General features: G+C 39.4%; 18 protein-coding genes and 1 tRNA gene. 7 read left to right on the top strand and 12 right to left on the bottom strand.

Annotated features, from left to right (window positions below):
• Nucleotides 1-41: 41 nt before the first annotated feature.
• From ACIQXP_RS13845 to ACIQXP_RS13820, 6 genes are all read right to left on the bottom strand, one after another.
• Entirely contained in the window at nt 42-1,574 is a 1,533-nt protein-coding gene (locus tag ACIQXP_RS13845; protein ID WP_387505718.1) for a RagB/SusD family nutrient uptake outer membrane protein, read from the bottom strand.
• A 21-nt stretch (nt 1,575-1,595) separates the two neighbouring features.
• A complete protein-coding gene (locus tag ACIQXP_RS13840; RefSeq protein ID WP_387505717.1) occupies nt 1,596-4,595 on the bottom strand; it encodes a SusC/RagA family TonB-linked outer membrane protein in 3,000 nt (999 codons plus the stop codon).
• Between the two features lie 118 nt (nt 4,596-4,713).
• A complete protein-coding gene (locus tag ACIQXP_RS13835; protein WP_387505716.1) occupies nt 4,714-5,610 on the bottom strand; it encodes a carbohydrate kinase family protein in 897 nt (298 codons plus the stop codon).
• Nucleotides 5,607-6,806, bottom strand: a complete 1,200-nt coding sequence (locus ACIQXP_RS13830) for a glycoside hydrolase 100 family protein (RefSeq protein ID WP_387505715.1) — start codon at nt 6,804-6,806, stop codon at nt 5,607-5,609. Before ACIQXP_RS13830 ends, ACIQXP_RS13835 begins: the two co-directional genes overlap by 4 nt.
• Nucleotides 6,799-8,154 (bottom strand): MFS transporter, encoded by a 1,356-nt coding sequence (locus tag ACIQXP_RS13825; RefSeq protein WP_293742643.1) that lies wholly within the window; start codon nt 8,152-8,154, stop codon nt 6,799-6,801. Before ACIQXP_RS13825 ends, ACIQXP_RS13830 begins: the two co-directional genes overlap by 8 nt.
• Nucleotide 8,155: 1 nt before the next feature.
• Complete coding sequence (locus tag ACIQXP_RS13820; RefSeq protein WP_387505714.1) at nt 8,156-9,919, bottom strand: glycoside hydrolase family 13 protein; 1,764 nt, start codon at nt 9,917-9,919, stop codon at nt 8,156-8,158.
• Between the two features lie 264 nt (nt 9,920-10,183).
• Here ACIQXP_RS13820 and ACIQXP_RS13815 point away from each other — a divergent pair, with 264 nt between their 5' ends.
• Nucleotides 10,184-11,173: a LacI family DNA-binding transcriptional regulator gene (locus tag ACIQXP_RS13815; RefSeq protein WP_293742645.1), complete on the top strand. Its 990-nt coding sequence runs from the start codon at nt 10,184-10,186 to the stop codon at nt 11,171-11,173.
• A gap of 56 nt (nt 11,174-11,229) precedes the next feature.
• Here the strand turns inward: ACIQXP_RS13815 and ACIQXP_RS13810 are convergent, their stop codons facing one another.
• Nucleotides 11,230-13,365, bottom strand: a complete 2,136-nt coding sequence (locus ACIQXP_RS13810; protein ID WP_387505713.1) for a S9 family peptidase — start codon at nt 13,363-13,365, stop codon at nt 11,230-11,232.
• Nucleotides 13,366-13,585: 220 nt separating this feature from the next.
• On the opposite strand from ACIQXP_RS13810, the gene ACIQXP_RS13805 reads away from it, so the two are divergent.
• Both ACIQXP_RS13805 and ACIQXP_RS13800 read left to right on the top strand, forming a co-directional pair.
• Complete coding sequence (locus tag ACIQXP_RS13805) at nt 13,586-14,590, top strand: aldo/keto reductase (protein WP_293742647.1); 1,005 nt, start codon at nt 13,586-13,588, stop codon at nt 14,588-14,590.
• Nucleotides 14,591-14,598: 8 nt separating this feature from the next.
• Complete coding sequence (locus ACIQXP_RS13800) at nt 14,599-15,486, top strand: helix-turn-helix domain-containing protein (protein WP_387505712.1); 888 nt, start codon at nt 14,599-14,601, stop codon at nt 15,484-15,486.
• 81 nt (nt 15,487-15,567) lie between these two features.
• Here the strand turns inward: ACIQXP_RS13800 and ACIQXP_RS13795 are convergent, their stop codons facing one another.
• Nucleotides 15,568-16,530 carry a helix-turn-helix transcriptional regulator gene (locus ACIQXP_RS13795; protein ID WP_387505711.1) on the bottom strand — a complete coding sequence of 321 codons (963 nt, stop codon included), beginning with the start codon at nt 16,528-16,530 and terminating at the stop codon, nt 15,568-15,570.
• 84 nt (nt 16,531-16,614) lie between these two features.
• Between ACIQXP_RS13795 and ACIQXP_RS13790 the strand changes: the two genes are divergently transcribed.
• Nucleotides 16,615-17,748, top strand: coding sequence for an FAD-dependent oxidoreductase (locus ACIQXP_RS13790; RefSeq protein ID WP_387505710.1), 1,134 nt, complete (start codon nt 16,615-16,617; stop codon nt 17,746-17,748).
• Between the two features lie 169 nt (nt 17,749-17,917).
• On the opposite strand, the gene ACIQXP_RS13785 is transcribed toward ACIQXP_RS13790, so the two are convergent.
• The 4 genes from ACIQXP_RS13785 to ACIQXP_RS13770 form a co-directional block, all read right to left on the bottom strand.
• Nucleotides 17,918-18,913, bottom strand: a complete 996-nt coding sequence (locus ACIQXP_RS13785) for a hypothetical protein (RefSeq protein WP_387505709.1) — start codon at nt 18,911-18,913, stop codon at nt 17,918-17,920.
• A 649-nt stretch (nt 18,914-19,562) separates the two neighbouring features.
• Nucleotides 19,563-19,649 (bottom strand) — tRNA-Ser (locus ACIQXP_RS13780).
• Between the two features lie 395 nt (nt 19,650-20,044).
• A complete protein-coding gene (gene pyk, locus ACIQXP_RS13775) occupies nt 20,045-21,475 on the bottom strand; it encodes a pyruvate kinase (RefSeq protein WP_090984242.1) in 1,431 nt (476 codons plus the stop codon).
• A 150-nt stretch (nt 21,476-21,625) separates the two neighbouring features.
• Nucleotides 21,626-22,045: an IPExxxVDY family protein gene (locus ACIQXP_RS13770; RefSeq protein ID WP_387505708.1), complete on the bottom strand. Its 420-nt coding sequence runs from the start codon at nt 22,043-22,045 to the stop codon at nt 21,626-21,628.
• A gap of 158 nt (nt 22,046-22,203) precedes the next feature.
• Between ACIQXP_RS13770 and ACIQXP_RS13765 the strand changes: the two genes are divergently transcribed.
• The 3 genes from ACIQXP_RS13765 to rnc all read left to right on the top strand — a co-directional run bounded on the left by ACIQXP_RS13765 (nt 22,204) and on the right by rnc (nt 24,538).
• Complete coding sequence (locus ACIQXP_RS13765; protein WP_008508386.1) at nt 22,204-22,440, top strand: acyl carrier protein; 237 nt, start codon at nt 22,204-22,206, stop codon at nt 22,438-22,440.
• Nucleotides 22,441-22,461: 21 nt separating this feature from the next.
• Nucleotides 22,462-23,715 carry a beta-ketoacyl-ACP synthase II gene (gene fabF, locus ACIQXP_RS13760; protein ID WP_293742652.1) on the top strand — a complete coding sequence of 418 codons (1,254 nt, stop codon included), beginning with the start codon at nt 22,462-22,464 and terminating at the stop codon, nt 23,713-23,715.
• Between the two features lie 94 nt (nt 23,716-23,809).
• Nucleotides 23,810-24,538: a ribonuclease III gene (gene rnc / locus ACIQXP_RS13755; RefSeq protein WP_090984249.1), complete on the top strand. Its 729-nt coding sequence runs from the start codon at nt 23,810-23,812 to the stop codon at nt 24,536-24,538.
• The last annotated feature ends 11 nt before the right edge of the window (nt 24,539-24,549 follow it).

Genomic DNA, 24,549 nt, shown 5'->3' with positions numbered 1-24,549 from the left:
TCCGGTTTTTAAAGCCGGACTTTTTAACTTATTAAAAATGATTAATAACCGGGATTTTGCTTTAGATTTTCGTTAAGCTGGTTATCAGGAATAGGGTAAAGAAGGTATTTAGCATCGCTTGCTGCCTTTTCCTGCCAGGCGTTTAACCATTTTCCAAAACGAATTAAATCAGTACGGCGATGGCTTTCCCAATAAAATTCTCTTCCAAGCTCATCAATCATTACATCAGGAGTAAGGGAGTTTAATGCACCAGCGCCACGAATCTCTCTGATATTGTTAACAATTACAAGTCCGGCAGGCGCGTTTGTAGTTCTCATTAAGGCCTCTGCTTTCATCATTAATACATCAGCATATCTGAAATAAACCCAATCATTATTTGGATTACCAATTTGTGCGTAATCTATAGCATATTTATATACCCGAATACCGGCAACTTCTAGATGATTTACATCTTTTTCTATGATATTAACCTCAGGTGTGAAAGCCAAAGCGTTTCCACGGCGATCTTTCAGGGCTACGCCATTTTGATTATATTGTTGTCCAACATTAAATCCAATTTTAACGCCACCAACATTAGTCATTCCAGGGTAACTCATGCCACGTCTGGTATCTGTTGCAGTGAACTTGTTGTAGAAATCAGATAAGGTAGAAAAACCATTCCAGCCACCTGGATTCATGTTATAGTGTGATGGCGCATAGAAGAATGCATTTAATCCGCTACCTTCTCCTCCTCCAATGTTGTGCCCGGTAAAGATATTCTCTGTAGAAATTATTTCATTATTTGGCGCAAAATTATCAAAGTAATTAGCGGCAAGTGCGTATTTGCCAGTTGCTGTAATCTCATCTGCTAATGTAATTACTTTGGCCATATCAGCTGCATCAAATGTAGGGGCTGCTCTGTTAGTAAATGCGCCTTTATTTAAATAGCATTTCATTAACAATACCTTGGCAGCTTCTTTAGTGGCAATATATGGCTTGGAACTTGCTGCTGTAGCACTTGGTAAAGCTGCCATAATTGCATTGAGTTCGCTAATTATAAACTCAGTAGCTTCTTTCGCTGTACGTACCTTTGCAGGCAGCGTAAGATTTTCGCCTGGTTCGCGATATGGTACTTGTCCAAATAAATCAATAATTGAAAAAGTAGCTAATGCCCTGACAAATCTAGCCTCTGCTGCTTGTTGAGTAGTTGGATTATAACGTAACAAATCGGTAGCAGCAAAAGTCGTACCTGTTAAGTCTTTTAAGGTACTGTAAATCCGTGAGTGAAAAGAAGTCCATTTATGCAAATGAAAAGCTCTCCAATCGCCACCATCATCCCAATCGCCGCCACGTGTTGGAATAATTACTTCATCCGAAGCTACTTCCTGCAAAGACCAAACACCCCATGGAGCCTCGAAAGGATTTCTTAAAGAGGTATAAACACCCTTTAAAAGAGTTGTCGGATCTGCGGCACCACTACTTATTTGCGATGAAGTTAACTCACTATTTAAGTTCTCATCTAGCTTAGTACAAGAACCTAATATTAAAAATGCAACTGGTAATACCAGCCATTTCTTTTTATTTAAAATTTTCATAACGTTGTTATTAATTAAAGATTAAAGAGATAAATTAACACCAAATGTAAAAGTACGTGCAGTAGGGTATGGAATGTATTCAATGCCTGCTGATGGTACGCCATCTTTGTTTTTATCTACGTTTACTTCAGGGTCGAAGCCTGTAAATTTGGTAATTACAAACAAATTCTGACCAGTAACATAAATATTTAAATTTTTAATTGATTTACCGATATCGCCAATGCGGTAGTTTAATGTTGCGTTGGCCAATTTTAAATAACTACCATCTTCTATATAACGGGAGGAAGCAGAAATTGGATTTGCTAACGATTCTTTAATAGAACCACCTACTAAATTTGTGGCGATATTTTTACTTCCTAAATTGGAAATTGAAATTACCCCGTTGGCAGTATTGTTATAAATGTCCTGGCCAAAAGCTCCATTTAAATTAGCTGTAAAAGATAGTTTTTTGTAAGCAACAGTAGTACTGATACCCAATAAAGTAGACGGATTAGGATTACCTACGTAATAAGAAGTAAAACCTCCATCAGTGTATTGCGAAAAGCCGCTGGCATCTAAACCTTCATACCTTTTAGTAACCATAGCAAACAAAGGCAAACCGTTTTGTATTACTTCAGCAGTTACACCACTTAATCCCTGTCCATTTAAATTCCCTGTTAATATGGTATTTGGCATATTGCTAACGTTATTTTTAATAAATGTTGCATTTGCGCCCAAATCCCAAGTAAAATCTTTTTGGGCTACAACCTGTCCGCTTACAGCTAGCTCAATACCGCTATTTTTAATAATACCAGGCAAGTTAACCCATGTAATAGCAGCCGATGGCGAAGAAGGCACAAAAGGAATACGAGGATATAATAAATCAGTAGTTTTTTTACTGAAATAATCAACGGAACCGGTTAATCTACCTTTAAATAACCCGAAGTCAAAACCAATATTAGTTTGTTCGTCTGATTGCCACTTTAAATCTACGTTGGCATTATTAACAAGCGCAAAAGTAAGTGGACCGGTAGCTGCATATCTTTCCTGAGATGCACCTGCCGGAAATTCCTGGTTACCTGTTTTACCCCAACCGCCTCTTAATTTTAAAACACTTATTGCATCTACGTTAAAAAAGGGCTCGTTTTTAATATTCCATGCAGCAGAAAACGATGGGAAATAACCGTATTTATTGTTTGCACCGAATTTTGTAGAACCATCAATACGGAACGTTCCGGTGATAATATATCGGTTTTTATAGTTTAATGTTGCTCTGGCAAACTCTGATTGCAATTCTGATTTAGGATCATTAAAAGACGAAACAGTACGTTTATCAGTTGGCGAGTATTGCATTATATTGGTGTAATCAATTGGCGTGTTATCAAAACCAAAAGCCGAAGAATTACTTCCTTTATTGATATACTTCATATATTCATAACCAACAACAGCGTTTAAACTTAATCCTTCGGTTATATCTGTGGTGTAATTTAAAGTATGTGTGTTTTGTAACGTTACCAACTCATTGTTGCCGATGTTTGCAAAACCACCCTTGCTTTGAATGTCTTCTAAGTTTATAAAACTGCGAATAGAAGAACGACGAGTACCTGTACTATAATTCACACTCGCCAACATGCGATATTCTAAACCTTTAGCAATTTTATAATAAGGAGAAAAGCTTCCTAATGCTGTGGTAACTTTCGATTTATCACTATAAGCTTCTAACATAGCAACTGGATTAATAGTTGTTCCTGTCCCTACAAATACGCTACCATCGGCATTATATAGAGATTTAGTTGGGTTCCAGGAAAGTGCCTGACCAAGTATACTACCCTGGTAACCTGCATTATTAGATACTGGTGCAATATTTTCGCTATACTGACTGGTAATTACGTTAATATCTAAACCCAGTTTTTTACTTTCTAAAAATTTAAAATTACCCGTTACACCGGCAGTATATTTAGTAAAGTTTGAGCCCTTAATAATTCCATCAATATCCTGATAGCCTAAAGAGAAGCGAAATTTTGCATCTTCACGTCCACCACTCATATTCAATGAATAATTCTGATTGTAAGCAGTTCTGGTTATTTCTTTTAATGCATCTACACTTTGACCTTCATTTCCACTGGTAATTCCATATGATGATAAAGCGGCCCTGTATTCATCGCCTGTCATTACATCAATTGAACGCATTAAGTTACTAACTCCGGTTGAAGCACTAAAGTCGGTTTTTAAATCACCAACCTTACCTCTTTTAGTGGTAATTAAAACCACACCATACGCGCCTCTTGAACCATAAATAGCTGTAGCAGATGCGTCTTTCAAAATTTCCATCGATTCGATATCAGATGGATTTATAAAGTTTAGTGGATTTCCACCTGGTGTAACCCCTAAACTTCCGGCATCTAAACCTGGTCTGGCGCTTCGTCCATCAAGTGCAACTCCATCTACTACATAAAGTGGTTGCCCGGTACCAGCAATAGCCGAGTTACCTCTTATACGAACCGTGTTAGCGCCACCTGGTTGCCCGCTATTAGCTGTTAACTGTACACCTGCTACCTTGCCTTGAATCAGTTGATCTGGTGCTGTAACTGGTCCTTTATTAAAATCCTTTGCCGATACGTTGGCAACAGCTCCGGTTAAATCGTTTTTCCTCACCGACGCGTAACCAACAACAACAACTGCATCCAGGTTGTTTAGCGAAGCCAGTGTGATATTAATCTGGGTTTGATTGTTAATGTTTACGGTTTGTGTTTCAAAACCTACGAAACTCACAATTAATCTTGATGTTGGCGATGGTACCGTAATTTGATATTTACCTGCAGCATCACTTTGTGTTTTAGTGTTTGTTCCCGCAACCTGCAAAGTTGCACCAGCTAAGGGTAATTTATCATTATCTAATATTATACCTTTTACCACGGTTTGCGCAAAAGCTGCCGTGTTTAAAAAGACCATAAAGAAACTTAAAAATGTAAGTTTCTTCAATGCATACAATTTCTGTTTCACAGGCGAAACAGACCAATTGCCTGGTAGAGTCGTGTTCATAATGGATTTATTTAATTGGTTAGAATTTTTAGTTTTTTTTAGTTCAGATAATTATGCTGAATCTTAAGGTGGTTGATGTTTCATGAATTTTGTTAGTTTAGTTTAGTTAGTATGATGATTATTTTTTATACAAAGGATATGGTTTTTCAATTTTCAATTTGGCTACCTCCAGCGCCTGACTGATACATTCATCAATGGATTTCTCGTGAACAAATGCCAATAGAAATCCCGACCAGAAAGCATCTCCCGCACCGGTTACGCCAATTACGGAATTTACCGGAAGTGCCGGCTTATGCTGCCAGGCCTGGTTTTTTGTTTTAAACCAGACACCATCTTTTCCGCAGGTAAGGCAGATTATTTGAGCATTCAGATTATCCAGCCATTTAACAGCTTCCTCAATGTTCAGGCTTTCCCCGGTGAAACGCTCCAAATCGTCGACACTAATTTTTAGTAATGGATTCATTTTCATCAGTTTTTTGAAAACATCTTTACCATCATCTTCCTGCCATATGGATGGTGCATAATTCCAGTCAACCGATAAATATTTACCTAGTTGATAGGCCTTTTCGAAAGCATGTAGAATATTGCTCCGTGCCGGTTCTTTGCTCAATGCGAAAGCAGTAGTATGCAGGATACCGCAGGCCTCAATGATGTTTTCATCCATCCTTTTAATGATCATATCGGCGCTCCGGTAAGCGATAAAATCAGGCGTTCCAGAGTTTTTACCCACTAATACAATACTGGTTTTTTCATCAGAGGTGCGGCTTATATAGGTATCGGCTATCCCAACAGATTTTAATTCACGAATGAGATAAGTACCCAGATTATCGTTACCTACCGTAGCAATAAGTTCAGCATCAACACCCAGCCATTTTAAATTGGCACATAGGTTGGCTGAGCTTCCGCCCTGGCTGACCAGAAAACGTGATGGCGATGCAAGAGATTCTATATTGAACTCTGATATGATATCAGCAAGGAGCTCTCCTACTACTAAAACTTTTGCTATATTTTTCACAGGCCTGAGAATTTAAATGTAAAGAGTTTGGTAAATGCATCATTTTTAATCGCTTGCTCGGCAATTACAGCTCCCGCAGCACTCCATGTACAATTAGGAATGCCACAGGGCGATTGATTGGTACCGTTAAGGCACTCGTTAAATAAATCGCCGCTGCTGTTGGCACGATGGATATCAGCAGTAATTTTAAGCGCCGTTTCATACTCCTGGTGATGATTTAATGAAGCAGCAAGCCAGCCATTCCAAACCGGCCATAGGCCGCCGTTATGAAAATAACCGGGTTTGTTGCGGAACGAGTAGGCATAGTTATGTTTCAGCTCCTGCATATCTGCGTCACTATATTCAATTGTTGGATGAAAAGAAGGAATTAAATCCTGGTTATCGTTGTACAGCGTTTTTACGTAGGCTATGGTATTGCTGGTTTGTTCTTTGTTGCCTACACCGAGCAGTAGACAAAAAGTATTGGCCTGCAGATCAAAATAATGATAAACCCTGGCCGGATTAAAGCCCATTAACCAAAAATGCGGAGAAACTGCCGCTAACTGATGGATAAGATGAGGCGAATAAAGCTGCTTTTGCGATTCACTTTTCCAATAATTTAATTGTATAGCATGGCTGATGTTCAGCGCTTTTTCGCTCCAACCCTTATTCTCTGATAAGGTTGATGCTAGTCTTAATGCCCAAAGCCGCAAAAGCTGATCGAAAAGAACATATCCATGCTGGATATATTCATCTGCCCAATCTCCGCTCTGCGGAACATAAATTAAATGTTTACCGTTAAACTCCCAGGCATCCATTACGCTAAAGCATCGCCCGGTTTGATGTACATATTTTTCCCAGAGTGAATTGTCGCCTGTTAAAATAGTGTAGGCCGATAAACCAATTACTGCCCAAGATGGGTTATCGGCCCGGCCTGATGTGCCTCCAAAACTTACCGATCCATCGCTGGGTGAAACGCTGGAGGGCATAAAACCGCTTTCGTGCTGGTGGTTAAAAATGGTTTCAATAGTTGCTTTGGCAGTAGCTATAAGTGATTTGTTACCGCTTAGCAAAGCCGCTATGCTTGTAATTACTCCATCCCTCGTCCACACCCTTTTATAATTATCATGTTCCTCTACTGCAGCCACAAAACCGGAAGGTGTTGATGCCCGGGCCATCAGTTTCAGTGCTAGTTCATATCCTTTTTGATTAACCATTGGTCTTACCTCCTATATCACGCTTGCTGATCAGTGAAACCATTATGCCTGCTACTACAAGCAATCCACCGGCAAACAGGATAGCGTTTTCGGGCGTATGCCCTAAAAAATACCGGTATACATATTTAAAAGTGATGGTTTCTAAAAGCATGGGCAGCACAATAAACATGTTGAGGATACCCATAAAAATGCCGGTTTTCGCTTTCGGTATACTACCGGCAAGCATGGCATAAGGGGTACCCATCATGCTCGCCCAGGCAATGCCCAAACCAATAATGGGTATAAACAACAAAGCTTTAGTGTGGATTAGCGGCAAACAAGCCAAACAAACACCTCCTGTTAATAAACTGATGAGGTGAACTTTCTTTGCTGTTATTTTCCTGGCGAAATAAGCAAGTGGAAAAGCAACAATGAAGGTAACCACATTATAGCCGCCATTTACGGTCCCGGTTAAAAGCTGCGCGGAAGCAAAACCATCAGCTGCTGCATTACTGGTATTGTAAATGGTTTTTGCCAAACAAAGGGTTACAAACTGCCAGTAAACAAACATGCCGTACCAGTTAAAAAGGTAAACCAGTCCAAGTTTTTTCATTGTTGCAGGCATTACCTTAAAGGCCTCGATAATATCTTTAAAAATATTGATAACACCCCCCGGCATTGCCTTAACCTTTTTAATTTCTTCAGGGCTTAACGGGGTTTCCTTTGTGGTAAAACAGCTGTACATGATAGAGCCGATGGATACCAGCCCCCCGATAAAAAATGCCGCGTAAGTGGTATACGGAATGTTGTTGCCACTGCGGGCATGTATGCCGATTAAACCTGCAGCAATTAAAATACCCGGGGTAAGATTGGCAAGTGTAATACCCAGACCGGTAAAAAAACTTTGTGTTAAAAAACCGAGGGCGTGCTGCTCTGACGGGAGTTTATCGCTAACAAAGGCGCGGTAGGGCTCCATGGTAATGTTGTTGCCTGCATCCAGTATCCATAAAATTCCTGCAGCCATCCAAATCGAACTGCTGTAGGGCATGGCAAATAAACAAATGCTGCATATAATGGCCCCGATTAAAAAATATGGTCTTCGCCGTCCAAATTTACTGGTCGTTTTATCGCTCATGGCACCTACTACCGGCTGGATAATCAGTCCGGTCATTGGCCCTGCGAGGTTTAGCAATGGAATCTGATCTGCATTTGCTCCCAGATAGGAATAAATTGGAGTCATGTTGGTTTGTTGCAGACCAAAACTATACTGTATACCGAAAAAACCCAGGTTCATGGCTATGATTGAACTGAAATTCAGTTTCACTGCCGATGAAATACCTTTGTGTTTTTCTGCTTGTGCGATTATCATATCAGGCCCTTTTAAGTTGATAAACGATAGCCTGCCAAGGCTTCAGATTTAATTTATTATTTGCAATGCCCACTGTTCCGCTGTAGTTGTTGATGAGCTGAGTTGCAGAAAGCGTGTTGATACCTGTACCCAGCTGGTAAGTAACTTCGTGGTTAGAAAAATTTAACACAACCAAAACTTTTTCCTTACCCAGGCTGCGTGTATAACAGTAGATACTGGGATTTTCGATATCGAAAACCTGGTAACTGCCGTAAACCAATACCGGGGATGCTTTACGCAAGGCCAGGATCTTTTTAAAATAAGCGAGCTCACTTGCCGGATTTTTTTCCTCATCAGCTACATTTACTTCGTTATAATTTTGATTTACTTTAATCCATGGTGTTCCGGTGGTAAAACCTGCATTTATTGTTCTATCCCACTGAAACGGGGTGCGTGTATTATCCCTCGAAATGAATTTCTGTTTATCCATAAAAGCCTGCAGATCCTCATTTTTGGCCTTTGCATTTTTGTAAGCGTTTATGGTTGCGATATCGCGGTAATCTTCAATCTTGTCAAACCTGATGTTGCTCATACCCAATTCATCTCCATTAAAATAATAGGGCGTTCCACGCATGGTCATAATCAGGGTGGTTAATAGTTTAGAAGATGCCGTTTTAAATGCTTTGCTGTCATTCCCATATTTGCTCACCATGCGGGGAACATCGTGGTTGCCCAGAAATATGGCGAGCCAGCCTTTATTCGCAAACGAATGGTCCCATTTGGTAAATGCCTTTTTCAGATCAGGTAGTTTATAACCTTTGGGATCGTTCCCGATATCCATGATCTCAAAATGGTAGGCCATATTTAACTCCTGCCGGTCTGCGTCAACCAGCGAATGTGCATCAGCTAAAGTACTCCCTGCACCTTCTGCAACGGTCATAATGTTGTACTTACTTAACACGGTGCGGTTCATTTCCTTTAAATATTGATGGAGGTGTGGACCCATTCCATAATATCTGATGATGTTTCTTTCGTAGCCTTCGGGATATTTTTTCCAGGTGGTATCTTTCGAAACATATTGGAAAGCATCCATCCTTAAGCCATCAATCCCTTTATCAAGCCAAAACTTCATGATATCATATACTTCGCGGCGCAGTTTTTCATTTTCCCAATTTAAATCGGGCTGTTTTTGCGAAAAGTAGTGGAGATAATAAGATTTGGTTAAAGGCTCGTATTTCCAGGCATCATTGTTTACATCAAAAAAGCTGTAACGGGGTGTGGGTTTTCCTTTTTCTGCGGGCCACCAGTGATAATAATTACGGTAAGGACTATTGCGCGAAGACCTGGCCTGTTTAAACCATTCATGTTCATCACTACTATGATTTAACACCATATCAAGCACCAGCCTGATCTTTCTTTTATGAAGGCCACTAAGCAGTTCGTCAAAATCCTTCATAGTGCCAAATTCTTTCATGATACTACGGTAATCACTAATATCATAGCCGTTATCATCATTTGGCGAAGCAAATATCGGGTTAAGCCATACCACATCAATCCCGAGACTTTCTAAATAATCCAGTTTTGAAATAATCCCACGTAAATCACCCACACCATCCCCGTCGCTATCTTTAAAACTACGTGGATAAATCTGATAAACTACGGCCTCCTTCCACCAGGCCGGCCTGTTCGTTTCGCTGTATACATTATGATTAGAAACAGGCTGCGTATGGCCGGTACTCAAATAAAAAAGCAGACTTAAAATAATAAATGGTTTCAGGGATCTCATATTTTTCGATAACAACATGCCAGCCCCAAATGAGCAGGCTACCTACATGTTGCGCTTTAGTTTAGTATTTGGTTAATGTAATTTCGAATTGGCAATGCCGAACGTTTAGCCCTACATACTTCATCTGTTTAATGATATGAAGATAGGTTTATAAAAGATTTAAAACCATATAAACCACCGAATTATGACCGCAAACGTTTGCGGAAACATTTGCGAAAATGTTTGTTGTGGAAAACTTATATTTGGGTAACCAAATATTAAACCATGAAACAGAACGCAACTTTAAAAAAAATTGCAGAAAGGTTAAACGTAAGTATATCAACCGTTTCGAGGGCACTGAAAAACCATCCGGACATTTCAGAGGAAACCAAAAAGAAAATAAATGAGTTAGCCGCATTGCTGGAGTACGATCCCAATCCCTATGCGGTTAACCTGCGTACACATAGCAGCAGGGAGTTTGCCGTGGTTGTACCAAGTTTATCAAACTTCTTTTACCATTCATTTATCAGTGCAATTGAAGAAGATGCACGCATTGATGGTTATACCGTAATTATCTACCGTTCGGCTAACGATCCGGTGATTGAACAGGAGATCTTAAAAAGCTGCAGACACAAAAGGGTTTCGGGAATATTTATTGCCATAACTTCCGGAACAAAAGAAATAGAACCTTTCCTCAAATTGGATTTACAGGGGATTCCGGTTGTTTTTTTTGACAAGGTACCAAAATACGAATCCTGTAACAAAATCTGCGTTGGGGATGCACATGCGGCAACCATTGCGGCGAATGAAATTTTAAAAAAGGGAATTACAAATGTCCTGGCTATTTTTGGTGATGAAAATATGTCGATTACGCAGGTAAGGCTGCAAAAATTTACCGAAATTGTTTCAGGTTACGCAGAATTTAAGGCTGTACACGCTAACAATTCGGAAGAAGCAGAGCAAACTGCCCTATCAATGATTCCAGGATTTGAAAAAAAACGTTTTGCTGTTTTTTGTATGAGCGATGAGATTTTGGTGGGGGCAATGAAAGCCATCCAGCGGATGGGCCTAAAAGTGCCGGCCGACCTTGGGGTAATCAGCATCAGTGATGGAATGATTCCCTCACTTTTTTATCCTGAAATTACCTATGCCGAAACCAGCGGTTTTAAACTGGGCAAACTGGCTTTTGGCAGAATGATGAGATGTATTGCCGGAAGTTCTTTTGCACAAACCATTATTGATGAATCTATATTAATCGAAGGCGGATCTATATAACCCCTTAAAATCAGCGGCTGTGTTCCTTACTAAAAACAACACAGCCGCTAAAAAAATTATCTTGCCGAAGGGCCTTTCATTTGGTAATCTTTCGGCGGCTCTGCTCCTAAAAGATGTTGAACAAAATAATCCCAGCGGCGGCGCATCATATACGGCGAGTAGGCACCGTAACCATGCGCACTGTTTGGAAAAATAACCAGGTCGAAAGATTTATTGGCCTTTTCCAATGCTTCCACAACTAAAAGTGTATTATAAGGCGGCACATTATCATCCATCATACCATGCACCAACATTAATTTTCCTTTTAGGTTTTTAGCATAATTCTGGTTGGCCTGTGCTTCATAATCCGAATTTTCTACCAAACCATTATAGCGCTCGCCCCAATCGTCCTCGTAGTTTCTATTATCATGATTACCTGATTCGGAAATGCCTACCTTGAAAAAATCAGGGTAACGGAACATCGCAGCAGCGGTTGCAAAACCTCCGCCTGAATGCCCCCAGATGCCTACCTTGTTGGTATCGATGGGATATTTTACAGATAGTTGCCTGATGGCTGCAATCTGATCTGGTAAGGTATTCTCGGCCATATTGCCATAACTCATATCATGGAAACTTTTAGAACGGCCAGGATTACTGGTTCCTTCCATAACCACCACAATAAAGCCCAGCTCGGCCAAAGCCTGGTGATCCCCACGCGAGGCAACGAAGGCCCAACTGCCTACACTACCGCCCTGAGGCCCCGGATAAATATAATCGATAACCGGGTATTTTTGATTAGCGTCCATTTTTGTTGGTGTAAAAACCAGACCATAAATATCAGTTTTGCCATCTTTGGCTTTCACCGAAACCGGAGCCGGTGCTTTCCAGCCTGTAGCAGTTAACCTGGAAACATCTGTTTTTTCTAAAGTACTGATCAGTTTACCATTGATATTTCTTAAAACAGTAACTGCAGGAACATCAGGTTGCGAGTAGCTATCAACAAAATATGCGAAAGATGGCGAAAATACAACCTGGTGATTGCCAACTTCTGGCGTCAAAAGCGTCAAATTTTTACCATCGAAACCAATTTTATACAGGTAACTGAAATAAGGATTACCTTTTTCGCGACCATTGGCAAAGAAATAAAGTGTACGCGTCTTTTCATCAACCTTAACTAAACGTGTAACTACGAAATCGCCTTTGGTAATCTGATTCTTTAATTTTCCATTGCCAGAATCATATAAATAAAGGTGTCCCCAGTTATCTCTTTCCGAATACCAGATAATCTCTTTAGAGGCAGGAAGATAACGCCAGTTAATGGCACCCTGCCCAGATTCGTATTGCGTTTTAACAGTTTCTTCGAAAACTTCGCGAACGGCGCCGGTTGTGGTGTTGGCAATGCGGAATTTTTCATTTTTATGATCGCGGGAAGTAGATACAAATGCCACTTCCGTACCATCCGCTTTCCAATCAATATCATCAAAAGTGCCACTGCTCGAGATATCATCGCTTAAGGTGGCCCGATGTGGATCTGCAGGAATATTAAGTGAAATTACTTTTGGATTTTCTACATCAATGATCACCCTCCTGATCGTTGCAATTTGTTTATCGCCAGGCAAGGGATATTTCCAGGCTTTTAATGTTGGTGCTCCAACATTGGTTGTTACAAGGTACATATCTTTCGAATTCCGCTGATCTTGCTGAAAAGTGGCAATTTTTTTCGAATCAGGTGACCAGCGCAGAATTGGCGCATCACTATGCTTCCAACCTGCATTATCCGTAGCATATCCATAATCCTTAATGCCGTCAGTAGTTAACCGGGTTAATTTTCCGGTGGCTATATCTTTAACAAAAAGATTATAATCTTTAATCAATATTGCCTTTTTCCCGTCAGGAGATAATACCTCGCTCCAGCTAAGCCCGCGACGTGATGGCATTGCACTACCTTTATAATCGGTAGTTAAAGTTTTTGTTTTCTTTACCGGATCTACCAAAAAAACCTGTTCAGTACCATTTACTTTAGTGCTATACCAAAATTTATCTCCCTCAAGCCAGTTTGGTTGCACAGTGGCATGATCGATGTATTTTGCGGTATTGTAGCTCATCAAACTTTCAGCCCTTTCGTAATCTTTAACGGTTAAAGCTTTCTGTTGCGCATTTGCTGTAAAAGCCAGCGTACAAGCTGTTACAGTAAACCAATATTTATTCATCATGTTAGTTAATCTTGCGATAAAAATAAGACTGTTTTGGCAAACGATTGGTATTAATCATGATACAAAATAAGCTTTACTTCCGGCATGGTATCAGGAAGGGCAAGCGCCATCCTTAAAAACAAACAAGCTTTTATTTGATAAAGAGATCATTCCTTGATTTGCTTACAAACTTCGGGGATTTGCATACATCAGCTCAGTTTGGCTCGCTGATCTTTGGATTATGGAAATAAAACAAATGGCATTGGGCAACCAGGGTTTGGTTGTACCAATGATTGGTCTTGGCTGTATGGGTATGACAGGCTTTGAAGCAGGACACATATATGGCCCTTCGGAAGAGCATGAAGCCATTGCAACGATTCACCGTTCACTCGAGTTGGGCGGTAATTTTTTGGACACTGCCGATCTGTACGGACCGCTGAAAAACGAACAGCTTATCGCGAAGGCCATCAGCGGGAAACGAGATCAATATGTTTTGGCCACCAAGTTTGGCTGGGAAATCGACGATAACAATAAAGTAACCTGGGCCATTAATGGCAAAAAGGATTATGTAAAGAAATCTTTGGAGCGTTCGTTAAAAAACCTTGATACCGATTACATCGATCTGTATTACCTGCACCGCTTGGATAAAAATACGCCGATTGAGGAAACAGTTGAAGCCATGGCCGAGCTGGTTAAGGAAGGTAAGATAGGCTATATCGGCTTGTCAGAAGTATCGTCTGAAACCGTTAAGCGGGCGCATGCCGTACATCCGGTTACCGCCGTGCAAAGCGAGTATTCTTTATTTGAACGGGGAGTAGAAGAGCGCGGGGTTTTAATTACGTTAAATGAACTGGGTATCGGCTTCGTCGCTTACTCACCACTGGGCCGGGGTTTTCTATCCGGCCAGATCAAAAGCATCAGCGACCTGCCGGAAAACGATTTTAGAAGAGCGATCCCACGTTTCCAGGGCGAAATGTTCAACAAGAATATCGAATTGGTTAAAGCAATCGAAGCTATGGCTGAAACAAAAAACGTCACATCTTCGCAGCTGGCTTTAGCCTGGATCATGAGTAAGGGAATTTTACCTATTCCTGGAACGAAACGCAGAAAGTATTTGGAACAAAACCTTGCAGCAACCAACATTGAGTTGACCGAATCGGATCTTTCACAACTGGAAAGCATCGTACCATTGGGTACAGATACCGGTGCGCCATATGATGAGTTTAGTATGGGCTTAATTGATTAATTTTGGTTATGAATGCTATTAACTCCATATCAGAATTTCACCGCTTACTGTCGCTGCCAGAACCCCACCATCCGCTGGTGAGCGTAATTAACCTGGCACATAGCGTTTTTTTGGAAGATGAAATCTGGAAAGGTTTCGTTAACCGCTTTTACTGCGTAGCGCTTAAACGCGAAGCTAAGGGTAAAATCAGGTACGGGCAACAGCATTATGATTATGATAAAGGCGTATTAAGTTTTACCGCGCCCAACCAGGTGCAACAACTAGACCTGCAAAGTATGGAATGTGGGTCTGGTTACCTCCTGATCTTCCATCCAGACTTTCTGTTACAGCATCCTCTGGCGAACAGCATTCATCAATATGGTTTTTTCGACTACGCGGTTAATGAGGCACTACACTTATCGGCAGAGGAAGAAGATGACCTGATCACGATTCTCCATAAAATTGATAAGGAGTGCCGGCATATCGATAAACATACCCAGGAGATCATCCTGACACAGATTGAAAGCCTCTTAAAATATTCCAACCGTTTTTATGAGCGGCAGTTTTTGACCCGCAAAAACAATAACTTAGCACTTTTAACCAGGTTTGAGCAGTTGATAGACGACTATTTTAACAGCGATGTAAACAGTTTACTCACGGTAAACTATATTGCAACACAGATGAACCTGTCGCCGAATTACCTGAGCGATCTGCTTCGGATTCACACCGGACAGAACACACAGCAGCACATTCACGAAAAACTGATTGCGAAAGCGAAAGAACAACTTTCCACCACTAATCTTTCAGTCAGCGAAATCGCTTACGCCCTCGGCTTTGAGCATGCACAATCCTTCAGCACACTTTTCAAAAGAAAAACAAATCTGTCTCCGCTGGAATTTCGTCAGGCTTTCAACTAACCAGCGGCGAAAAACAGAATTTTATTCTGTCTGACTGTTAGATTTTAGTAGCATAACGGAAGATGATATTTTGCAATGCATTTAGTTTGATCCCTTTAATGCGTAATGTTTCGGGTTCATGCCGATGTGCGCTTTAAATATTCTTGAAAAATGGCTGAGGTTTGTAAAACCCATCCGGTAACCGGCATCTGAAACAGATAGCTTCTCCATTCTTAGCAAAAAGGCGGCTTCCTGCATTCTAAATTTCTGATAATAATTGAAAATGCTGTCGCCAAAAATTTGCCTGAATAAACGTTTCAGTTTAGTTGGACTCATATGAGCAACAAATGCGAGTTCTTTAATCATTGGCGGCGTTTCCAAATGTTCAAGCATCTGCTGTTTTACGCGGTAAATGGCTTGTAAATCATGAATGTTTAAGGCAAGTAACTGTTTTTCACCGCGATTTTCCAGTTCCATCAATAACCTGCAAATCAGTTCTTCGGCCTTTACCCTTAAAAAGAAAAGTTTAAAGGTTTCATTGGCCGGTTCAGACAAGATTTCATCCACATTTTTTTGTAAAGAAGGCCACATAATCTGTTCAAACAGAAGAGGACGTTCATTCTGCAAAAGGCCTTTCAAAACCGATGATTCTTGTGAGGCAGTAAACAAACTGTTCAGGTAATCCGCATCAACTTCTATAGTAATGGTAGCAGTATTGGTATGGATCGCAATCACATCATCTGTATTGATCCGACTGGTTCCTATTAATACTGAAGGTATTGTATGCCTGAGTGGCGGTGACGTTTCTGCTCTGGAGAATATATTTTGAAACTTGAAAAATATCGTCTTCTTAGCAACATTGATATCAGGATTCTGAACAATTACATCTTTATTGAGCTCATAGTTACTAATAAGCATACGGATGTGTTCATTAAAAACAAATCCGATACAGTATCCACTTCCAAACTGCGGTGGAATCTCTAATCTTGTATTTTTTAATTTTGTTCCCAATAAGCGGGCTAATCTTTTCAGCACTTCCGGAACCGTTTGATCTTCAATTTCCATAAAGTCTTTTACGACTGTTTTTAGGTCTAATATAGCTATTTTATACTTAAATCGACTAATAATTTTGTGTATCAATCAAAGGCAATGATACTAAAAGAAAAAAAAGTGGCTATTATAGGTGCAGGGCCGGTCGGCCTGACCATGGCGATATTATTACAGCAAAAAGGCATAGATGTATGCGTTTACGAAAGGGATAAAGATCCACAAGCCAGAATCCGGGGCGGTACGCTCGATTTACACAAGGATTCAGGGCAGAAAGTGATGAAAAAAGCTGGTTTACTGGAAAGTTATTACGCCATAGCAAAGCCTATGGGGATGACGATCACAGATCAAAAAGGAAAAATATTATTGACCAAACAAGTTACACCGGAAAATCAATACGATAATCCCGAAATAAACAGAAATGACCTTAGAAAAGTACTGCTAAACACGTTAAAACAGGGTACGGTGATCTGGGACAGCAGATGCAAGAAACTCGAGGTATGTGAGGAGAAATGGCATTTGCGATTTGAAAACGAAACATTAGCAATTGCTGATTTTGTTATCGTGGCCAATGGCGGAATGTCTGAGATAAGGAAATATGTTACGGATACAGTCGCTGAAAACACCGAAACTTTTATCATACAAGGCGATGTAACTCAACCTGAATTAAATTGTCCTGAATTTTTCCGACTATGTAATGGTAACCGGTTAATGGCTGCCTACAAAGGAAATTTATTGGTAGCAAACCCCGATAATAAGGGTGTGTTAACCTATGGTGTGATTTTTAAAAAGCCTGAAAATTGGAGTGATGATTATAATGGTTTAAACTTTCAGGATCAGGACAGTATCCGAACATTTCTTTTAGAGAGGTTTATGGATTGGAATGAACATTACAAACAATTATTCCGCTCAACCTCCTCTTTCTGGGGCTTGCCGACAAGAATATTATCATTGGATAAACCCTGGAAAAAAGACCGCCCTTTGCCGATTACACTTATCGGAGATGCTGCGCATTTAATGCCGCCTTTTGCTGGCGAAGGTGTAAATACCGGACTGGTAGATGCATTAATTTTAGCAGATAACTTAACTGAAGGAAAATTTGAAAACTTAGCAGATGCTATTAATGATTATGAAAAACAAATGTTTATTTATGCCAACGAAGCACAACTTGCATCAGTAAGGAACGAAATAGAAATGCATCAGCCAGATTTTACTTTCGAAAAGTTGATCCGTTAAGCTTCGGTAGCCCACCTTCACCAAAGGCATTGTTGAATACGATTATAAGGGGATATCTAATGTAACACCGTCCTGAAGCAGGGCTGATTAGCATAGTAAACAAACTTTTAAAACATTGCCTACCTTATTCTAAACGTAATTCTGCTGAAATCAGCTGTTAATATTTTGTTCACTTTGATATTGCTTCAAGTGTAACATAAGTTGCCCAAGTGCTGCATGCAAGGGCGAACAATAGGCAGTACAAAAGAATATCTATTTCTTTTCTAAGCTTGATCCAAAAAACGATGATAAACATCAAAGGGGAAACTGCTATAAAAATAAAGACAATTGTTGCCAGGGTCTCGAAAATATCCTGATCATAATTCATGAGCAACATCCTGCTCCCAAAGTAAAGCAACCAGACGAACAATGGCGAGAGAAAGCATATTAACATTTTCCATAATAACTTAAGGTTAAGGTGTCCAGGCACTGTATTGCGATAATTTTTATATAACCAAAAAACTATGCCACCCATACACAAGATCAGAATTGCCAGCTGAATATAGGTGTTAAAAATGGTATCGGAACGAGTATTGATTTTTGAAGACGACTTGAGCTTATCTTGGTTATAGTGTTTGATACTGGTTGTTTCTCCGTTAACAAACGTCTGTATAACCTTATCAGTGCCAACAGTATCCCTGATCACCCAGGTTGAGTCTTCAAATCCCATTTTATAAAAACCCTCGATGATAGGCTTACCATTTTTCATTCTTACAAACCTTCCGTCAAGTCGCCCGCCACTAAATCTTAAAGAATCAATTCCTTCCTCCGTATTTACCGTTACAACTGTTATTTTTCCCGGGGGAACCAAGCTGGCGCTATCTGCGATATCATATAAAACCTCCTTGTCAAGATTTTTGAGGGATAGGTTTTTATTATAATCGTCATTCCTCACAGGCTTGCTGATGTATAAAGAATTTATTTTAACAACAAGCAAAGAATCCTTTTTGTAAAATTCGTATTCGCCATACGAACCGAGATTTTGCATTATTGGGTTTCGCAAAAGCACGTATTGTGGTTGATCAAACGATTGAATATATTTTTGTTGGGTAGTGGCACAAAAAGAGAAAATCGCAACAACGCCAATAAAATAGGCGCCTAATCGGGACATCAACGCTGTACCCATGGATTTACCTAGGGATTGTCGCGAATCGTTTTTTTGGTACATCCAGGCAAATAAGATCATGGGTAGTGCCATCAGATCGGAAAGATCGACCGTTCTTCCAATACTGAAATATGGTTTTATCAATTGAATGATAACTGAGGCATATTCGCTTTTCCAAAAAGTAAATAGGATCGCTGTAGATATAAAAACCCATATTTTTTGTTTTGGGAATATAGCCGACCAAAATATAGGAAAGATAAAAAGCCCGCAAAAATCAGAAAGTTTTCCGGTAAACCAGTTATGGAAAGCTGGCTTCAGAAAGAAGTCGTTGATAATTAACAGGAAAAGAAAAAAAATGAAAAGTGGCGAAAGAAGATTTTTAAGGCGGTTATTCATATTTTGCATTTACATCTGCTATTGATACCGATTATGCAATTTGGTAACCTGCGAAATTGAATCAATTAAATACAATCCAGGCTATTAAATAATAGAATAAAGAAAGGATATAAGCTTATTCTTAAGATAGGTATAAAATGTTTTAATGCGCGATACTCCTGTTTCAAAAATCAAATTTACGCAGCTCAGGTCGATGTCAGATTCGACATCATTAGGGATTTGCACTATTGGATGATACAAAAAAGCGGGAGAATTTTTCAATTCGCCCGCTCAGCGGAGAGAGAGGGATTCGAACCCTCGATACCGTTGCCAGTATACAAACTTTCCAGGCTTGCTCTTTCGACCACTCAGACACCTCTCCGTATCGGACTGCAAAAGTAATTTTTTTATTCATATCTCCATAAAAATTAATGACAAGAAATTCGGTCTGATGAATTTAATCTTTTGTTAAGTTATATCCCGTTTAACCGCTTGTTCTTTTTAAAGCTGAAGTCGTATAAAACATATTACAAATATTTCTCCACTGCGGTCGAAACGAAGGTTAGCGAAGAAGACAGCTAGGCTCCTTAAACGGACTTTTGACGGACTTAAGTCGGGGTTTCGTCGGACTTATGACAATTCCACCCGACCAAAATCTGAATTAAATCCCTGGTATATCTTTAGATAAGTATAAGCGACTAGCCTGATATTTAAAAGATCAGGCATAAAAAAAGCGCCTCATTTAAAATGAAGCGCCTTGTAATAAATTATATATAATTAATCTATAACGGTAATTTTTAACATATTGGTTTTGCCTTTTGCTTCGATCGGAATAGCGGCGGTATTGATGATGATATCACCTTGTTTAACCAATTTTTTACTTTTCAAGAATTCGTTTACTTCAATAATGGTATTATCAGTACTTTCCCAATTATCATAATAGAAACCTCTTACCCCCCAAAGCAAACTTACTGCATTTAGTAATGCCCTGTTGCTGGTAAAAATAAAAGTTAGGGCTTCCGGACGGTGACTTGAAATTTCGAAAGCAGTATAACCACTTAAAGTCATCGATACAATACCTACTGCATTGGTCTGTTTAGCTAGGAAACAAGCCGAATCACAAATCGCGTCGCTTAAGAAAGAAGGTGATTTTGGTTTTAAAAACTTATCAGGATGGAAAGGATAATTGTTCTCTTCAATGTTCTGAATAATTTTTTGCATGGTTTCGATCACAATCAGCGGAAATTCTCCTACTGAAGTTTCACCACTTAACATTACCGCATCAGCGCCATCCAAAACAGAGTTAGCTACGTCATTTACCTCAGCACGTGTTGGACGTGGGGTTGTGATCATACTTTCTAACATTTGGGTAGCTACAATTACCGGTTTAGAAGCTGCCCTACATTTCGCAACAATCATTTTCTGTAATAATGGAACTTCTTCCATCGGACATTCAACACCCAAATCGCCACGGGCAACCATAATACCATCAGTTACCGCAATAATTTCATCAATATTGGCAATAGCCTCTGGTTTTTCTATTTTAGCAATTACGCGGGCAGTTTTACCACGCTCAGCAATAATCTTTTTAAGTTCGATAATGTCTTCTGCCTTACGCACGAAAGATAAACCGATCCATTCTACATCGTTTTCTAAAACAAATTCTAAGTTTTCACGGTCTTCAGGAGTTAAAGAAGGAATAGAAACTTTAGTATTTGGCAGGTTAACACCTTTTCTGGAAGTTAAAATTCCACCATGAACAACTTCACAAACTACTTCGTCTTTTAAATTGGTGGAAATCACTTTCATCTGAAGCTTTCCATCATCCAGAAGTATAATTTCGCCAGCCTGAACATCCTGAGGAAAGTTTTGGTAAGTAATGTAAATGCGTTCTTCGTTACCGATGCACTCGTTCGTTGTAATTACGGTAGTAGTTCCATTGATCAGGTTAATGCCGCCTTCTTTTACTAAACCAATACGGATTTTAGGCCCCTGTAAATCAGCAAGAATACCTACATTATACTCGTATTTTTTATTCAAATCGCGGATGGTATCCAAAACCGCCTGATGATCTGCTTGTGATCCGTGTGAAAAATTTAGACGGCAAACATCTAAACCTGCGTTAAACATACTATATAATACATCTGGTTTTGCTGATGCAGGCCCAAGCGTGGCAACAATTTTAGTTCTCGAATGAAAAGGTTTCATTTATTAATTGATTTTAGGAATGCAGTTTAAAGAAAGCACTAATTATTATCTAAAATAATCAAACTGCATTGAATTTTATATATTTTGTTTTTTAGTTCTTTGTTTGTAACTGCCAAATATAGTGTATTTAATACACCATGTATATAATTTTTATATTACCAAATTTTCACGGCTCTTTAATTTCGCCGGATCTATCTTTGCAGCTACCTGTATATCAGGAAGTTTGTTCAATCCATTAATTAAATAATCCAAATCTTCCTTATCAATAAATTCTTTAATGATGATGAAAAAATCTACCTTGCTCATCTCCGGAATCAGGAAGCCATCGCTGCTTTTATTGCAGATTAAATAGTATTCCACTTCACCCTGCTCTACAAAAAAGTAATATTTAGAAAAAGACCAGGCGGGTTCATCAATATTAAAAAATATTTCGTGGTCCTCTATTTTTTCAAACTGGGTATTTAGCCGGGTATTAATTTTGTGGCAAAGCACATAGTCTTTAAGGGGTGCTGTGATCGCAATTAGTGTAAAATCAAGGTCTAAGGTAAGTTTTAGGTAAGTCTTATTCAAAACGAAATAAATTATTTACAGAACGAAATTAAAAAACTAATTCTATATTCGCTGTGTTATTGAGGTACCAAAATTACGTATCGAAATAAAAACATTTGAAAATTGTAAGAATTTATTTTTCTTTGCACAGAATTATTTAACCATTAAATTATAAAATTATGTCTGATATTGCTTCAAGAGTTAAGGCTATTATCGTAGAAAAACTAGGTGTTGACGAAAGCGAAGTTACGCCAGAGGCTTCATTCACCAACGATTTAGGTGCAGATTCTTTAGATACCGTAGAATTGATTATGGAATTTGAAAAAGAATTCAATGTAGCTATTCCTGATGATCAGGCTGAAACCATCGGTACAGTTGGCCAGGCAATTGCTTATTTGGAAAAAAACGTTAAATAGAATTACGCTTTTTCAGTATAAATGGAATTAAAAAGAGTAGTAGTAACAGGGTTGGGTGCGCTCACTCCTATAGGCAATAATGTTCCCGATTTTTGGGAAGGGTTGACTAACGGGGTGAGTGGCGCTGCTCCTATTAAAGGTTTTGATACTGAAAAATTCAAAACCAAATTCGCATGCGAGGTTAAAAATTTTAATCCTGAAGACTTTTTGGAGAAAAAAGAAGCCCGCAAGCTAGATCCGTTTGTACAATATGCTCTTGTAGCAACAGATGAGGCTGTAAAAGATGGTGGTTTTGATTTTGAAAAATTAGATACCAACCGAATCGGCGTAATCTGGGGTGCAGGTATAGGTGGATTGAAAACTTTCCTGGATGAAATTTCAAATTTCGCCAAGGGAGATGGTACCCCAAGGTACAATCCATTCTTTATTCCTAAAATGATCGTAGATATTGCTCCAGGCCATATTTCGATAAAATATGGCCTGCGTGGGCCAAATTTTGCAACTGTTTCAGCATGTGCTTCTTCAACAAATGCGATGATTGATGCATTTAACTATATCCGTTTGGGTATGGCTGATGTCATTATCAGTGGTGGTTCAGAGGCAATCATCAATGAAGCAGGCATGGGTGGCTTTAATGCCATGCATGCATTATCAACACGTAATGAAGATCCTTCAACAGCATCGCGCCCTTTTGATAAAGACCGTGATGGCTTCGTAGCGGGTGAAGGTGCAGGAACCATTATCTTAGAAGAGCTTGAACACGCTAAAGCAAGAGGTGCAAAAATTTATGCAGAACTTGTTGGCGGTGGAATGAGTGCAGATGCTAATCACATCACAGCGCCACATCCAGAAGGTTTAGGCGCAAGAATGGTAATGAGCAATGCACTGAAAGACGCTGGTTTAACAACTGCTGATATAGATTATATCAATGTACACGGTACTTCTACACCACTGGGTGATATTAGCGAAACCAAAGCTATTGGTACATTATTTGGTGAAGATGCTTACCGTTTAAATATCAGCTCAACCAAATCGATGACTGGCCACCTTTTGGGTGCAGCCGGAGCTGTTGAGGCCATAGCGGCAATCCTTGCTGTTAAAAATGATATTGTTCCTCCAACAATCAATCATTTTACAGATGATCCTGCATTTGATCCTAAACTGAATTTTACTTTCAACAAAGCACAGCAACGTACTGTTAGAGCTGCTTTAAGTAATACATTCGGCTTTGGTGGCCACAATGCTTCTGTAATTTTCAAAAAATACGAAGATTAATTAAAACTGCGCTGGTATATAATTTTGTATGCTAATTAAAAATAGATAACTTAGTTAAATATGCTAATTAGCCGTTAATTGTGTTATTTATTTAATGCCGATATTAAAATTATATAAACTCTATCTTTCTCCTGAAAAGGAGTTTGTTAAAAAGCTGAAAAATATTTTAGGCTTTGTTCCGGGTAATGTTACGCTTTATAAAATGGCGTTCAGACATCGTTCTGCAGCAAAAATCCTAAAAAATGGAAGCAGGAGCAGCAATGAACGCTTAGAATTTCTAGGCGATGCTGTTTTAGGTTCAGTAATTGCAGAGCTGCTTTTCAAACACTATCCCTACAAAGAAGAAGGTTTTTTAACCGAGATGCGTTCAAAAATCGTAAACCGGGCTAATTTAAACCAACTGGCAAAAAAAATTGGTTTTGATAAGCTTATCCAGTTCGATCAGCGTTCTGTTAGTATCCAGACAAAACACAACTCAATGTTGGGCGATGCTTTTGAAGCTATTGTTGGCGCCATTTATATGGATAAAGGCTACAATTTTACCAAAGAGTTTTTATTGCGGAGAATTGTAAAACCCCATATCGATATCCATACCCTTGAACTCACGGAAACCAATTTTAAAAGTAAGTTAATTGAGTGGTGCCAGCGCCACGGTAAGGATGTATTGTTCGAACTGGCTGAAAACGGTGAAGGCGAAAGCACTAAATTATTTACCATCAGCGCAGTGGTAGAAGGCGAAAAAGTGGGTACCGGCAGAGATTATAACAAAAAAAATGCGGAAAAACTTGCTGCAGAAAAAGCTTGTGAGATGCTTAGTATTTAATGGTTCATTCG

Origin of the sequence: Pedobacter suwonensis (assembly GCF_044762335.1) — a bacterium.
Taxonomy (GTDB): Bacteria; Bacteroidota; Bacteroidia; order Sphingobacteriales; family Sphingobacteriaceae; genus Pedobacter.
This window is presented reverse-complemented; position numbering and strand designations above follow the sequence as displayed.

Excerpts from the sequence above, each read along its gene's own strand:
- ACIQXP_RS13845 (WP_387505718.1), bottom strand. The coding sequence starts at position 1,574 with ATGAAAATTTTAAATAAAAAGAAATGGCTGGTATTACCAGTTGCATTT.
- ACIQXP_RS13840 (WP_387505717.1), bottom strand. The coding sequence starts at position 4,595 with ATGAACACGACTCTACCAGGCAATTGGTCTGTTTCGCCTGTGAAACAG.
- ACIQXP_RS13830 (WP_387505715.1), bottom strand. The coding sequence starts at position 6,806 with ATGGTTAATCAAAAAGGATATGAACTAGCACTGAAACTGATGGCCCGG.
- ACIQXP_RS13825 (WP_293742643.1), bottom strand. The coding sequence starts at position 8,154 with ATGATAATCGCACAAGCAGAAAAACACAAAGGTATTTCATCGGCAGTG.
- ACIQXP_RS13820 (WP_387505714.1), bottom strand. The coding sequence starts at position 9,919 with ATGAGATCCCTGAAACCATTTATTATTTTAAGTCTGCTTTTTTATTTG.
- ACIQXP_RS13815 (WP_293742645.1), top strand. The coding sequence starts at position 10,184 with ATGAAACAGAACGCAACTTTAAAAAAAATTGCAGAAAGGTTAAACGTA.
- ACIQXP_RS13810 (WP_387505713.1), bottom strand. The coding sequence starts at position 13,365 with ATGATGAATAAATATTGGTTTACTGTAACAGCTTGTACGCTGGCTTTT.
- ACIQXP_RS13805 (WP_293742647.1), top strand. The coding sequence starts at position 13,586 with ATGGAAATAAAACAAATGGCATTGGGCAACCAGGGTTTGGTTGTACCA.
- ACIQXP_RS13800 (WP_387505712.1), top strand. The coding sequence starts at position 14,599 with ATGAATGCTATTAACTCCATATCAGAATTTCACCGCTTACTGTCGCTG.
- ACIQXP_RS13795 (WP_387505711.1), bottom strand. The coding sequence starts at position 16,530 with ATGGAAATTGAAGATCAAACGGTTCCGGAAGTGCTGAAAAGATTAGCC.
- ACIQXP_RS13790 (WP_387505710.1), top strand. The coding sequence starts at position 16,615 with ATGATACTAAAAGAAAAAAAAGTGGCTATTATAGGTGCAGGGCCGGTC.
- ACIQXP_RS13785 (WP_387505709.1), bottom strand. The coding sequence starts at position 18,913 with ATGGGTACAGCGTTGATGTCCCGATTAGGCGCCTATTTTATTGGCGTT.
- pyk (WP_090984242.1), bottom strand. The coding sequence starts at position 21,475 with ATGAAACCTTTTCATTCGAGAACTAAAATTGTTGCCACGCTTGGGCCT.
- ACIQXP_RS13765 (WP_008508386.1), top strand. The coding sequence starts at position 22,204 with ATGTCTGATATTGCTTCAAGAGTTAAGGCTATTATCGTAGAAAAACTA.
- fabF (WP_293742652.1), top strand. The coding sequence starts at position 22,462 with ATGGAATTAAAAAGAGTAGTAGTAACAGGGTTGGGTGCGCTCACTCCT.
- rnc (WP_090984249.1), top strand. The coding sequence starts at position 23,810 with ATGCCGATATTAAAATTATATAAACTCTATCTTTCTCCTGAAAAGGAG.